Consider the following 14,267-nt stretch of genomic DNA (forward strand, 5'->3'; position numbering starts at 1 on the left):
AGAAAGGGGCCGGATGCCCCGGATGCGCGTAAACGCAAAAGGGCCATCAGCGGCCCGAAAGGACCGCCCTCATACCAAGAGAAAAGCGGAATCAACCCTTCGGTCTTCCTACGCCAGCATCAACTGGGTCAGGTTCAAAGGGTCGCTTCACCGGGGAGAGTCCCCTGTCAGCCTCTCAGTCCCCATGGCGGGACTCCCCTGACGTAGGGGCAGGATTAGGAACTGATTTCGGGTCTGTCAATTAAAAAATTTCGCACGGCAGGGGGCGTCCGATGTCACACGCACAACCGGCCGGGGGATGCTTGACGAACGCTGTGCCGGATGCGACGTTGCAGTGGTTAGCGACAGGGGCGCTCGGGAAGCCGGGCTGAGATGAACCCTTAGAACCTGAACCGGATAATGCCGGCGGAGGGAGGCGCGCGAGATAGTCTGGGCCGCGCTTTGCCCGCTTTCGCGATCCTCTTTTTCGCCTTTGGCGGATGGAGATCCTGATGGCAGCCCCCGACACCTTTCCTGAACAAATGCGGGATCTTCGTCGTAGCGGCGTGGACCGGTTCGAATGCGTGAGGGTCGGGAAAACTGTATGATTCCCAATATCTTGACAATTGCTGGTTCGGACTGTTCCGGAGGGGCGGGTCTTCAGGCGGATATCAAGTCGATCAGCGCCAATGGCGGGTATGCCATGAGCGTTGTCACAGCGCTAACCGCACAGAATACGCATGGCGTGATGACAGTCAGCCATTGTGACACCGATCTGGTCACGGCCCAAATCGCGGCAATCCGCGCGGATATCAGGATCAATGCGATCAAGATCGGTATGCTGGGCTCTGCCGAGATCATCGGATGCGTCGAACGGGGGATCGCGGGGCTTGACTGCCCCGTGGTGCTTGATCCCGTGATGGTGGCCAAAGGCGGGAACCGTCTTTTGCAGGTGGCGGCGTTGCGGGCGCTCCGTGACCTCTTGCCGCGTGCCAGTCTTATCACCCCCAACCTGCCCGAAGCCGCTGAACTTCTTGACGGCCCCGAGGCGACGACCCCCCGCGAGATGCGCGCGCAGGCGGGCGCCTTGTTACAGCTTGGGCCGCGTGCGGTCTTGCTCAAGGGAGGTCACTTGCCCGGTGGCCAAAGCCCCGATCTCCTGCTGACACATGACAGCGAAACCTGGTTTGATGCACCACGGTTTGCGACGCGTAACACGCATGGCACGGGGTGCACTCTTTCTTCGGCGCTCGCGACCCGGCTTGGGTCTGGCGTTCCTTTGACCGAGGCTGCGCGCGCGGCCAAAGCCTATGTCAAAGCCGCGATCGCTACAGCCGACCATCTGTGCGTCGGGACGGGCCATGGGCCGGTAAACCATTTCCATGGCTTTCAGTAGCCGCGGGTTGGCGATTGGCCAGAGGGGTGACCGCCACGAAAGATATTACGAGAGGGCGTCGATCAGTTCGCCCAGATTACCCGCCGCTTTCTGGAGAGCCGGGAGGTGTTTCAACCCTTCTTCCAGATCCAATCGCTGTCTGGGAGCATGGAACGACAGCGTCGCGCAGAGCTTGCCGGTCCGGTCCTTTATCGGCACCCCGATTGCAATCATGCCAGACACAAATTCCTCGGATTCGGTTGAATAGCCAAGTGTGCGGATTTTCTCGATCTCTTCGCGCAACGCGTCACGGTCGCAAATCGTGAACGGGGTGTAAGATCGCAATTCGGCCTTTCGCAGGTATTTTTCCAAAACTGTCTCGGGAACAAACGCCAGTGCCGCTTTGCCCGCAGAGGTTGCATGCATCGGCACGCGCGAGCCGATTTGCAGGTCGACGCGCAAAGGCCAGTGCGTCTCGATCCGGTCGGCATAGACCATTTCATCGCCATCGGGGATCGAGAGGTTGCACGTTTCACCGATCGACGCGTTGAGCCCGCGCAACACTGCGCGCTGTGGCGCAAGATGATAGCTGGCACGCATCACACCCAGCATCATTTCCCGCAATCTGGGGCCGGGCAGATAGCTACGGCCATCGAAATGTCGGGTCAGATACCCATCTTCTTCCAGTGAATTCACAAGCCTGTGAATGGTCGGCTTGGGCAACTTGAGTGCATCATTGATCTCGGTTGCCGTCAGCGGGCGCTCCGCGCACGAGATCACTTCGAGAATAAGAAGGTTTCTCAGGCTGGGGGCGGTGCCCGGTGCGGGGGAGCGGTCTTGCATCAGAACTCATCTCGTCGGTTTTACATCTCACTAAACGAGAAGAAACGGCACTCCAACCCTTTTGCAGGCGATTGATAAATTTGCGAAATTCATTTTTGAGACTTTAAGTATCAAAAAATGATTGACTCGCGACAATAAGCCGCGCAACCTCAAGGCACGGCGCTGAGGAGACGTCGTTCGTTTTTCTATTCATCACAGCAACGCAGGGGAGGGCGTTATGTCAGATGTAACTCTGGATTTTAGTGACGCGACGCATCGCGGAAACGATTTGAAGAAGATTGTGTTCGCAAGCGTCGTCGGCTCGACAATCGAATGGTATGACTTTTTTCTTTATGGCGTCGTCGCAGGGCTGGTATTCAACAAGCTCTATTTTCCCGCTGGAAACGAGACGGTTTCCATCCTGCTGGCCTACGCGACTTTTGCGGTTGGTTTTGTGGCGCGTCCGGTCGGCGGGCTGATTTTTGGACATTTCGGAGATCGCATCGGTCGCAAGACCATGCTGGTGATCACCATTATGCTGATGGGTGGCGCGACTGTCGCTATCGGGCTGTTGCCGACCTATAACAGCATCGGAATTCTGGCTCCCATTCTGTTGCTGGTGTTGCGAGTTTTGCAAGGTATCGGGATTGGTGGCGAATGGGGCGGGGCTGTCCTTATGGCCTATGAATTTGCACCCCACCACAAGCGTGGGTTCTTTGCCTCGATCCCGCAGATCGGCTTGTCCCTTGGACTGTTTCTGGCATCGGGTGTGATGGCCCTGATGACGATGCTGCCCGACGATGCATTCATGATCTGGGGCTGGCGTCTGGCTTTCGTGGTCTCGTTTGTTCTGGTGGCGCTTGGCGTCTGGGTTCGCAGCACGGTCCATGAAAGCCCGGAATTCGAGAAAGCGAAGGCCGAAAGCCGCAACCGCGACCTGAAACTGCCTATCGTTGAAATGGCGAAACGCTATCCCGGCAATGTCCTGCTTGGCATGGGGGCACGTTACATCGACGGCGTGTTCTTTAATGTCTTCGCTGTGTTTTCGATCCTGTATCTGACGAAATATGTCGGCATGGAGCGCGAATTCGCTCTTTGGACGGTCTGCGGTGCGGCCGTGGTGATGATCTTTTGTATCCCGATTTTCGGGCGTTTGTCGGACGTCTTCGGTCGCCCCAAAACCTATGCGGTCGGATCGCTGCTTTTGGTCCTGAGCGTCTTCCCGGCGTTTTCCCTGATGTCCACAGGCAACCCGGTTTTGGTTATTCTTGGCATCGTCCTGCCTTTCGGGGTGATCTATCCGGTTTGCTACGGCCCCGAAGCCGCGCTGTTCGCCGATCTCTTCGATCCAAGCGTGCGCTATACCGGTGTGTCCTTTGTTTATCAGTTTTCGGGCATCTTTGCCTCGGGCATCACGCCGATGGTCGCAACCTGGTTAATGGCAAGCAACAATGACGACCCGTTCTGGCTATGTGCCTATGTCATCTTCGCCGGACTGGTTTCGATGCTCTGTGCGATCTTGATCGGCCGCCGCGCCAGAAGGCGCACTCACTAAGCCCCCTAAACCTGATGTCTTCCGCATCCGCTTTGAAGCGGAGGGCATCCTCTCCACCTACTGATCTTTTGAAAGAGGAATTCTCATGTCTCTCGCGCCCGAAACATCTGATTATGTAGTCGTTGGTGCCGGATCCTCGGGCTGCGTCATTGCCAATAGGCTTAGCGCGGATCCGACGGTTTCCGTCACCTTGATCGAGGCAGGCTCACGCGACTCAAGTCCGTGGATCCATATTCCCGTCGGTTATTTCCGCACGATGCATAATCCGAAATTCGACTGGTGTTACCGGACCGAGCCGGATGCGGGGATTGGCGGGCGTTCTCTTGACTGGCCGCGCGGCAAGGTCTTGGGCGGATCCTCATCGCTGAACGGGCTATTATATGTGCGCGGCCAGCACGAGGATTACGATGGCTGGGCGCAAAAAGGAAACCCCGGCTGGTCCTGGAGCGATGTTGGCCCGATCTTTGAAGAGCTCGAAACCTTCCAGCGGGGGGGCGGGGACTCTCGCGGGCACAGCGGGCCGTTGCAAGTGTCCGATCCGGCCCTGCGTCGCGAGATTTGTGAAGACTGGATCAAGGCCGCGCAGGCCAATGGCTATGAATACAACCCCGATTACAACGGCACCAAGCAAGAAGGCGTCGGGCATTTCCAACTAAGCGTTAACCATGGACGCCGCTGTTCGTCAGCCGTTGCCTTTCTGAAACCCGTGCGCCACCGCGCCAATCTGGCCGTCGCAACCAAGGCGCAGGTTTTGCGTGTTGTGATCAAGAACCGCCGCGCGACCGGCGTGGAAATCCGCTGTGAAGATGGCAGCGTGCGGCGGATCAACGCGCGGCGCGAAGTCATCCTGGCGGCTGGCGCGATCGGATCGCCGCAGCTTCTGATGCTCTCAGGGATCGGTGACGGCGAGCACCTGTCGCAATTCGGGATCGAGACACAGTATCACAGCCCCGAAGTCGGCAAGAACTTGCAAGATCACCTGCAGGCGCGACTGGTCTATAAATGCCGTGAGGCCACGCTGAACGACGAAGTGCGCAGCCTGGTCGGCAAGGCGCGTATCGGGCTGGAATACGCGCTATTCCGGTCCGGTCCCCTGACGATGGCGGCAAGTCTGGTGTTTGGTTTTATGCGCACGCGCCCCGAACTTGCGACGCCCGATATCCAGTTCCACATCCAGCCGTGGTCTGCGGACAGCCCCGGCGAAGGCGTGCATCCGTTCTCGGCCTTTACGCAATCGGTATGCCAGCTGCGTCCCGAAAGCCGTGGCGAGATTGTCCTGCAATCGGGCGAGCCCATGCAGGCACCTCTGATCAGGCCGAACTATCTTGCGACCAAAACCGACCGGGACACGCTGGTTGCAGGGATCGAGATTGCAAGAAAAATTGCGCGCACCGACCCCCTGAAGTCGGCAATCTCGCAAGAGTTCCGGCCCTCGGCTGATGTGCAGGGATACGACGAGACCCTTGCCTGGGCGCGTGAGAATTCGACGACGATCTACCACCCGACCGGCACCTGCCGGATGGGGCCGGACGCAAGTGCCGTCGTCGATTCCCGTTTGCGGGTCAACGGGATCGACGGGCTGCGTGTCGCGGATTGCTCGATTATGCCCGACATCGTTTCGGGAAATACCAACGCTCCGGCCATGATGATCGGGGCGCGCCTTGCGCAATTTGTTCTTGAAGATCGCAAGGCCATGAATAGCGCATCTGCAAAATCGGCAGGTGGTGCTTTGGAAGAAGTCGCTTGAAAGGAGACGGACAGATGAAAATGACGACTGAAGAGGCATTTGTAAAAGTTCTACAGATGCACGGGATTGAACAGGCATTCGGGATTATCGGCTCGGCCATGATGCCGGTCTCGGACCTGTTCCCCAAAGCCGGGATCAAATTCTGGGATTGCGCGCACGAGACCAATGCCGGTCTGATGGCGGACGGCTTTACCCGCTCGACGAGCAAGATGTCGATGGCGATTGCGCAAAACGGTCCCGGGGTGACGGGCTTTGTTACCCCGATCAAGACCGCCTACTGGAACCACACGCCGCTTCTTTTGGTCACGCCGCAAGCGGCCAACAAGACCATCGGTCAGGGCGGGTTCCAGGAGATGGAGCAGATGCGCATTTTTGCTGATTGTGTCTGCTATCAGGAAGAGGTTCGCGACCCGAGCCGTATCCCCGAGGTTCTGAACCGGGTCATCATGCAAGCGTGGCGCAACAGCGCTCCGGCGCAGATGAACATCCCGCGCGATATGTGGACGCAGGTGATCGACGTCGAACTGCCGCAGGTGGTGGAATTTGAACGCCCCGCCGGGGGTGAGGCCGCGGTGTCGGAAGCTGCGAAGCTTTTGTCGGAAGCCAAGTTTCCTGTGATCCTGTCGGGTGCCGGCGTGGTGCTGGCCGACGCGATTCCGGATCTGGTCAAGCTGGCCGAGCGCCTGCATGCGCCCGTCTGCTCCAACTATCAGCACAATGACAGCTTCCCGGGCAGCCATCCGCTCGCAATGGGGCCGTTGGGATATAACGGCAGCAAGGCGGGGATGGAAATCATCGCCAAGGCCGATGTCGTGCTCGCGCTTGGAACCCGGTTGAACCCGTTCTCGACCCTGCCGGGCTATGGTATCGACTACTGGCCGAAGGACGCAAAGATCATTCAGGTCGATATCAACGCCGACCGGATCGGTTTGACCAAGAAAGTCACCGTGGGCATTCAGGGCGACGCTGGTAAGGTCGCGCGCGGGATTATGGCCCAGCTTGCCGAAACAGCAGGTAATGCCAATCGCCAGGAGCGTCGCGATCTGGTGTCGCAAACGAAATCGCGTTGGGCGCAGGAACTTTCCAGTCTCGATCACGAGGACGACGATCCGGGCACCGAATGGAACACGGAAGCGCGTCAACGCGACGCCAATCTGATGTCGCCGCGTCAGGCATGGCGGGCCATCATGCAGGTCGTCCCGAAAGAGGCTATCGTCAGCAGCGATATCGGCAACAACTGTGCAATCGGGAACGCGTATCCAAGCTTTGAGAGCGGGCGGAAATACCTTGCTCCGGGCATGTTCGGGCCTTGTGGCTACGGGTTTCCGGCTATTCTCGGTGCAAAGATCGGCAACCCCGACACGCCGGTCATCGGCTTTGCAGGTGACGGTGCTTTCGGGATTTCGATGAATGAGATGACGGCTTGCGGCCGTGAGGATTGGCCCGCGATCACGATGGTCATTTTCCGCAACTACCAATGGGGTGCGGAAAAGCGCAACACGACGCTGTGGTATGACAACAACTTCGTCGGAACCGAGTTGGACCGTGACGTCTCTTACGCCGGGATCGCCAAAGCTTGCGGAGTCAACGGGGTGCAGGTCACCTCTCAGGCGGCTCTGACCGAGGCTTTGAATGACGCGATCAAGCATCAGATGGAAAAGGGCGAGACCACTTTCATCGAAGTGTTGCTCAATCAGGAACTGGGCGAACCCTTCCGCCGCGATGCGATGAAAAAGCCTGTCGCCGTTGCCGATATCGATCCGGCCGACATGCGCGCGCAGCACGGCCCTGTGTAAGCCAACCACCCCCGGCAGCCGCGTGTTGCCGGGGGATCTGCCTAGGAGGCGCTGTTTTGAAACCGCTTGAAGATCTCTTGGCGCGCGCGCGCTCAACGCCGCGTCATATTTTGCTGCCCGAAGGGCAGGACCCGCGCGTGGCTGAAGCCGCCGCACGTCTTGTGGCCGACGGTCTTGCCGAGGTGACCCTGATGAACGGGCCTGATCTGCCGGGTGTGCGCGGGCTGCGCCCCGGGGATGCCGAAGATCTGGACCTGCTGGCCGAGACCTGGCACGAGATGCGAAAATCCAAGGGCATGACCCTGGAGCGCGCACGCGAAGACATGCGCGATCCAATCCGGCAGGCCGCAATGCGGGTGCGCCTTGGTCATGTCGATGGCACGGTCGGTGGCGCGGTCGCGACCACGGCCGACACCGTGCGCGCGGCGTTACAAATTCTTGGACGCGCGCCCGATGCCGGCATCGTTTCAAGCTTCTTTCTGATGCTGTCATGCGAACCACATGCCCCGATCAAGGGCGGGATGATCTTTTCCGATTGTGGGCTGGTGATCGAGCCAAGTGCGACCGAGCTTGCATCGATCGCGATTTCTGCGGCGCAGTCCTGCCGCCAGTTGCTCAACACCGAGCCGCGGGTTGCCTTGCTGTCATTTTCAACCGCAGGGTCCGCAGATCATCCCAGCCTCGCGCGCATTCGTTCTGCGCTAACCGAGATAAAAAGCCGCGCGCCGGATCTGGAGGTCGATGGCGAGTTGCAATTCGACGCGGCGCTGGATGACGCCATTCGGGCGCGTAAGGCGCCAGAGAGCCGGCTGTCGGGGCGCCCCAATGTGTTCGTGTTTCCCGACCTCGCGTCCGGCAATATCGGCTACAAGATTGCGCAACGTCTGGGCGGTCTGAACGCGATCGGCCCGATCCTTCAGGGACTGGCCTATCCCGCCAATGATTTGTCGCGCGGCTGCACTGTCGATGATATCGTCGCTGCTGCCGCCATCACTGCCGTTCAGGCCACGGGGGCCTCGGCTTCGTCGCGCCACATGGTTGCGTAACTATCGTCGCGCGAAGCCTGCGTGATGAGGTCTGCGCAGAAGAGGGCAGGCAATCGCCAGATCAGGCCCTCGACTCGTTGACTATGCCCGTCACGAGACGACACAGGGTCGGGGAGTGCTCTGAATGAGCGCTCCCCTGTTTTTTGATCACAAACTGTCAGAGACGGTTTGATCCCAGCGTTCAAGTGTCTTGTCGTCGCTTTCATTCAGGTGAAGCAGGGTAAACCGGCGCCACCCCGGATGTTGCTCGATGCTACGTCGATCATGGTGACAACACCTGCAGCCTCACAAAATGGTGTACATTCGGGGCTGCTTGCGGCCCCTGAACGGTTCGGGCCGCTTACAGTTCAAAAGATTGTGACTGTCGATTGATTGCCGCTCGGGAGCACAGGGGTTAGTATCGCCGCAATCGTTGAGCCTTCCTTTAGCTTGCCTGCGCGCCGCCGGCTTTCGGCGATTTATCGAGCATGATCCTACCGGGGCAGCCCCCGTTGCGTGGGGTCGTGCGGTCGAATTGCGCGCAGGATGAACGCTGCTTGAACGATCGCCAATATCCTCAACAGAGAGAGACGAACGATGCGCAAGACTTTACTTCTCGCCGCAGCAGGCATGACCGCGATGTTTGGCGGCTTTGTGGCCCAGACGGGCACCGCCCGCGCGGCAGAACAGTGCGGCGATGTTTCGATCGCACAGATGAACTGGGCGGCCGCAGAGGTCACCACCAATATCGCAAAGTTCCTGCTGGATCAGGGCTACGGCTGCAACACCACTCTCGTTAAATCCGACACGATCCCCGCGATCACCTCGATCGCCGAAAACGGGCGTCCTGATGTGGTCACCAATCTGTGGCTGAATTCGGCGGGCGATGCCTATTTGAACCTTGAGAAAGAGGGCAAGATCAAGCGCGTCGCTAAAACGCTTGTTCCGGGTGGTGTCGAGGGGTGGTGGATCCCGACCTATCTCGCCAAAGAGCACCCCGAGCTCACAACCATCGAAGGCGTGATGGCGCATCCCGAATGGGTCGGAGACCGCTTTAACAACTGCCCGGATGGCTGGGGCTGCCGCGTTGTGAGCGACAATCTGGTCAAGGCGCTGAACCTTGAAAGCTCGGGGATCAAGGTGTTCAACCACGGGTCCGGTCAGACGCTCGCATCTTCGATCGCCTCCGCCTATGCAGACAAAAAACCGTGGTTCGGTTACTATTTCGGCCCGACCGTGATCATGGGCAATTACGATATGACGCGCGTGAAGCTGGGCGCATATGACGAGGCCAAGTTCGCCAAGCTGCAAAACAAGGACACGCCGAACCCGCAGGTTTCCGATTTTCCGGCGGCTCCCGTGTTGACCGCGCTGACGCCTGCCTTTGAAAAAGATCATCCGGCGGAGGCCGAGTTCTTCTCGAAGATGAGCTTGAAGACCGCGACCTTGTCGGGATTGCTTGCATGGCAGGACAAGAACAAGGCATCGGCCGAACAGACTGCGGTGTATTTCATCCAGACCTATCCGGACACCTGGAAGACCTGGCTCTCGGAAGATGCCCAGAAAAAGCTGTCCAAGCTGATCAATAAATAACCGGATGCGCGCCGCGTGCGCGCCCGCTGGATGGGGTCGTAACGGCCCCATCCTTTTTCGATGAAACACCGCAATGACATATAGGCAGGCCCGCCTCGACGCGGCCTGAGGGACGAATGGCAGCATACGAAAATTTCTTCAACGCAGTCGGGCTGAAAGAGTGGTGCTCGGCGGGCGACGACGGAGGTGGCGGTATGATGTCGATGGCCGACCTCATTTCGCAAACAGATGGCACCAGCAACCAGGGCCCGACGCTTTGGAACTGGCCCTTTCCCTCGCTTGATACCTTGCACAAGGCCTGTTCGGCGATCCCGCCCTCGCGCGACGTAACGCAGGGGATCGAAGACGGTTTTCTTGCGATCCGGAGCGGTTTGCGCGCAGTGGTCGATCCGCTGACCCAGCCGCTTAGCTGGGCATTGCGCGACATGCTGTGGGTGATGACCAACACGCCCTGGTGGCTTATGGTCATGGTGCTGATGCTGATCACCTGGCTGGTGACACGGTCGTGGAAGCTGGTGGTTTTCGTGTTGCTTTCGATCGCGCTGCTCGCCTTCATTGATCACTATGATGCGGCGATGGAAACCCTGGCTATCATCTTTGTGTGCGCGTTTATATGCGTCCTTCTCGGGGTGCCGATCGGTATCGCAATGTCGCGGAGCGACCGCTTGCAGCGTATCGTGATACCGATCCTGGACATGCTGCAAACGCTGCCGCCTTTCGTGTATCTGATCCCGCTGATCTTCCTGTTTTCGGTCACCGAGCCCAAGCTTTACGGCATCGCGATCATTCTTTATGCCATCGTGCCCGTCGTTCGGCTGACCGATCTGGGTATCCGTCTTGTCGATCCCGACGTGATCGAGGCGGCCGACGCTTTTGGCATGACCAAACGCCAGAAGCTGTTCGGCGTGCAAATTCCACTCGCGCTGCCCAACATCATGGCCGGCGTGAACCAGACAATCATGATGAGCCTTGCGATGGTTGTAATTGCCTCGCTCGTGTCAGCCCCGGGGCTTGGCGTGCTTGTGCTGCGCGGGATCCGGACGCTGGAACTGGGGGTTGGCCTCGTTGCAGGCTTCGGGATCGTGTTGCTCGCTATCTTGCTGGATCGCGTGACCAAAGCGTCTCTGGCGCGTATCGACACCAGCAAGCGGCGGAAATGAGGACACCAGAATGAACAAGACAATCAAGGTATCCATCCGCAATCTCTACAAGATCTTTGGCGATGATCCACTGGCCGCTCTGGAAGACGTCAAGGCAGGTATGGGAAAGGCCGAACTGCTTGAAACCCGCAATCACGTGCTTGGGCTGAACAACATCAATGTTGACATGGCAGAGGGCGAAATCACCGTCATCATGGGGCTTTCCGGCTCTGGGAAATCGACATTGATCCGTCACCTGAACCGGTTGATCGAACCGACTGCGGGCGAGGTGATCGTGAACGGCGTGAACATCCTCGAATACAACGAGGAGCAACTCCGCAAGATGCGCCGCGAGAATATGTCGATGGTGTTCCAGAAGTTTGCCCTTTTGCCGCACAGAAGCGTCGCCGAGAACACGGCGATGGCACTGGCAACGCGTGGCATTCCGGCGTCGCAATATACCTCCGAGGCTGAAAAGTGGCTCGAGCGTGTGGGCCTTGGCGGCTATGGCGACCACCACCCGCATCAGCTTTCGGGCGGGATGCAGCAACGCGTCGGGATCGCGCGCGCCCTGGCGTCGAACTCGGATATCATGCTGATGGACGAGGCCTTTTCCGCGCTTGATCCGCTGATCCGCACCGATATGCAAAACCTGTTGCTCGAATTGCAGGCAGAGCTGCACAAGACCATCATTTTCATCACCCATGATCTCGACGAAGCGCTCAAACTGGCCGACCACCTCGTGATCCTGAATGACGGGCAGGTGATCCAACAGGGCGAGCCGCAGGACATCTTGCTGAACCCGGCCGATCCCTACATCGAGGACTTCGTCGCCGACATCAACCGCGCCCGCGTGCTGCGCGTCCGTTCGGTGATGGATCGCAATGCGATACCCGACGAAGTTTCGGGGGATATTGACGTGAACGACAACCTAGAAAGCGTCATCGCGAAATCGCAAGGGGCGCTTGAACATTGCTATCGCGTTATGTCCGACGGCAAGCCGGTGGGCAGTCTTGCAATGCCCGCAGTCATGCGCGCATTGGTGCCTGCACATGCCTCGCACACAGGCCCGCTGTGATCGCAAAGCGGGTTATGTCCCTTATGTAGCCTGTGCTGGCGGATGCAAAACATGATCGTCTTTCAATGCCGGATTGTCAGGTTAAGTCCCTGTGCCCGCAGCTTTGCCTGTGAGGGTTCGATCAAGCCGTCATTGCAGCGGCACAATCGATCCAACGGCAAAATGCGGCTGTTCGGGTGTGGCGATATTTGCAAGCAGTCATCTTGTGGCGGCGGGGGCGCAACGTTTACATAAGACGGATTATCAGGCGAATTTCTTGATACAGCGCACTCATTTTGATGCCCAGAGGCAGCAGATGCGGCTAAAGACGCGTTTCTTCAAGCGCGGCAAGATCTTCGGTGCGTCTCTGCGTCCGGCCTGATACGACCGGACGCGGATATGTTCTGCTCAGGCGGTCTGTTCGACCTCCAGGCCCAGTTCCTCGATCATCGCATCGCGCATGACAAATTTCTGCGGCTTGCCCGACACCGTCATGGGCAAGTCGTCCTTGAACCGGATCACCGCGGGCACTTTGAAATGGGCGATCTGGTCGCGGCAGAACTCTTTGATGTTCTCTTCATTCAACTCCGCTCCGGCGCGCGGGACGATCCAGGCCGCGACGATCTCTCCGTATTTGTGATCTGGAAGACCGAAGACCTGCACCTGCGAAACATCGGGATGGGTGTAAAGAAACTCTTCGATTTCACGCGGATACACATTCTCACCGCCCCGCAGGATCATGTCTTTGACGCGCCCCGTGATGTTGCAATAGCCCTCGGCGTCGATCCGGGCGAGATCACCGGTATGCATCCAGCCCTCGCCATCAAGGGCCTCATCGGTGCGCTCGGATTCGCCCCAATAGCCGCACATCACCGAATAGCCGCGCGTCAGCAACTGCCCCTGCTCGCCGACATTGGCGAGAGAGCCGTCCTCGCGCACGATCTTCACCTCCAGATGCGGCTGAACCTGACCGACCGATGTGACCCGCTTTTCCAAGGGCGTATCGGTGGCGGATTGAAACGAGACCGGGCTCGTTTCCGTCATGCCATAGGCGATCGTCACTTCGGACATATGCATCTTGGATTGCACCTGTTTCATCACCTCGATCGGGCAAGGCGCGCCCGCCATGATACCGGTGCGCAAAGACGCAAGGTCGTGTTGCGCAAAGCCCGGATGTTCAAGCATCGCCACAAACATGGTGGGCACGCCGTAAAGCGCGGTGCAGCGCTCGGCGGCAACACTTGTCAGCGTGGCGTCGGCGTCAAACCCTGCGTCAGGCACGACGATAGTCGCCCCCTTGGTTACGCAGCCCAGCGTGCCCATCACCATTCCGAAACAATGGTAAAACGGCACCGGAATGCAGACGCGGTCAAGCTCGCTCGCCTTCATCGAATTGGTCACGAAATGCGCGTTGTTGATGATGTTGCGATGTGTCAGCGTCGCGCCTTTGGGCGCTCCCGTCGTGCCGGATGTAAACTGGATGTTGATCGGTTCGTTGCAATCAAGCCGCTCGGTGATGGCATCAAGGTCGCTTCGGTCATAGCCCTCGCCCATCGCCTCGATATCGCCAAAGCGGAAGCATCCGGGATGGTGCGCCTCACCCAGAACAATCACGTCACGCAGATCGGGCAGTTTGCGGCATTCAAGCTGGCCGGGTTGCGAGCGCGAAAGTTCCGGCGCAAGCCCGTTCACCATCGCGACATAGTCCGAGCTTTTGAACGTCTCAGCCAGCACCAGCGCGCGACATCCCGTCTTTCTGAGGGCGAAGTCCAACTCGTGCAGGCGATAGGCCGGATTGATATTGACGAGGATCACCCCGATCCGGGCCGTTGCAAGTTGGGTCAGCATCCATTCCGAGCGGTTGGGCGCCCAAATTCCAAGCCGGTCGCCATGTCCCAGACCAAGCCGCAAAAACCCCGCGGCGAGCCGGTCAATGCGCGCCGAAAACTCGCTCCAGGTCCATCTGACGCCCTCGGAGACACACACCACCGCTTCGCGCTCGGGCCAGCGGTTTGCCGTGCGCAGCAGCACCGCCGGAATGGTGTCTTCGATCAGCGGCGTATCGATCGGCCCTGCAACATGGGCAAAGCCGCGGTGCGGGATAACGCCAAGGTCTGCGTTTTCAGTCCTATTCATCTGCAATATATCCTCCTCTAACCCCATCGTCAGCTCGATGAAC

10 protein-coding genes and 2 riboswitches are annotated in these 14,267 nt (G+C 58.8%); of the genes, 8 read left to right on the plus strand and 2 right to left on the minus strand.

The features are described from left to right. Nucleotides 1–88: 88 nt before the first annotated feature. Nucleotides 89–210: riboswitch (TPP riboswitch) on the minus strand. A 126-nt stretch (nt 211–336) separates the two neighbouring features. Beyond that, a riboswitch (TPP riboswitch) is annotated at nt 337–431 on the plus strand. A 152-nt stretch (nt 432–583) separates the two neighbouring features. Next, the gene (gene thiD / locus DT23_RS17890) at nt 584–1,375 is read left to right on the plus strand and encodes a bifunctional hydroxymethylpyrimidine kinase/phosphomethylpyrimidine kinase (protein WP_038133561.1); all 792 of its coding nucleotides are present in this window, start codon (nt 584–586) and stop codon (nt 1,373–1,375) included. Nucleotides 1,376–1,420: 45 nt separating this feature from the next. Here thiD and DT23_RS17895 read toward each other — a convergent pair whose 3' ends face one another. Continuing rightward, on the minus strand, nt 1,421–2,197 hold the full coding sequence (locus DT23_RS17895) for an IclR family transcriptional regulator (protein ID WP_038133564.1): 777 nt from the start codon (nt 2,195–2,197) through the stop codon (nt 1,421–1,423). Between the two features lie 217 nt (nt 2,198–2,414). Between DT23_RS17895 and DT23_RS17900 the strand changes: the two genes are divergently transcribed. The 7 genes from DT23_RS17900 to DT23_RS17930 all read left to right on the plus strand — a co-directional run bounded on the left by DT23_RS17900 (nt 2,415) and on the right by DT23_RS17930 (nt 12,109). Next, complete coding sequence (locus DT23_RS17900) at nt 2,415–3,731, plus strand: MFS transporter (protein ID WP_038133565.1); 1,317 nt, start codon at nt 2,415–2,417, stop codon at nt 3,729–3,731. 85 nt (nt 3,732–3,816) lie between these two features. Continuing rightward, nucleotides 3,817–5,478: a GMC family oxidoreductase gene (locus DT23_RS17905; protein ID WP_038133566.1), complete on the plus strand. Its 1,662-nt coding sequence runs from the start codon at nt 3,817–3,819 to the stop codon at nt 5,476–5,478. 14 nt (nt 5,479–5,492) lie between these two features. Then, nucleotides 5,493–7,274: a sulfoacetaldehyde acetyltransferase gene (xsc, locus tag DT23_RS17910; protein ID WP_038133567.1), complete on the plus strand. Its 1,782-nt coding sequence runs from the start codon at nt 5,493–5,495 to the stop codon at nt 7,272–7,274. Between the two features lie 56 nt (nt 7,275–7,330). Then, the gene (pta, locus tag DT23_RS17915; protein WP_038133569.1) at nt 7,331–8,320 is read left to right on the plus strand and encodes a phosphate acetyltransferase; all 990 of its coding nucleotides are present in this window, start codon (nt 7,331–7,333) and stop codon (nt 8,318–8,320) included. 576 nt (nt 8,321–8,896) lie between these two features. Further along, complete coding sequence (locus DT23_RS17920) at nt 8,897–9,892, plus strand: ABC transporter substrate-binding protein (RefSeq protein WP_038133571.1); 996 nt, start codon at nt 8,897–8,899, stop codon at nt 9,890–9,892. Between the two features lie 116 nt (nt 9,893–10,008). Next, nucleotides 10,009–11,052, plus strand: coding sequence for an ABC transporter permease (locus tag DT23_RS17925; protein WP_038133572.1), 1,044 nt, complete (start codon nt 10,009–10,011; stop codon nt 11,050–11,052). A 10-nt stretch (nt 11,053–11,062) separates the two neighbouring features. Beyond that, entirely contained in the window at nt 11,063–12,109 is a 1,047-nt protein-coding gene (locus tag DT23_RS17930; protein ID WP_038133573.1) for a quaternary amine ABC transporter ATP-binding protein, read from the plus strand. Between the two features lie 387 nt (nt 12,110–12,496). Here DT23_RS17930 and DT23_RS17940 read toward each other — a convergent pair whose 3' ends face one another. Next, nucleotides 12,497–14,224 (minus strand): AMP-binding protein, encoded by a 1,728-nt coding sequence (locus DT23_RS17940; protein ID WP_051697422.1) that lies wholly within the window; start codon nt 14,222–14,224, stop codon nt 12,497–12,499. Nucleotides 14,225–14,267 lie beyond the last annotated feature (43 nt).

Source organism: Thioclava indica, from assembly GCF_000714545.1.
Lineage (GTDB): Bacteria > Pseudomonadota > Alphaproteobacteria > Rhodobacterales > Rhodobacteraceae > Thioclava > Thioclava indica.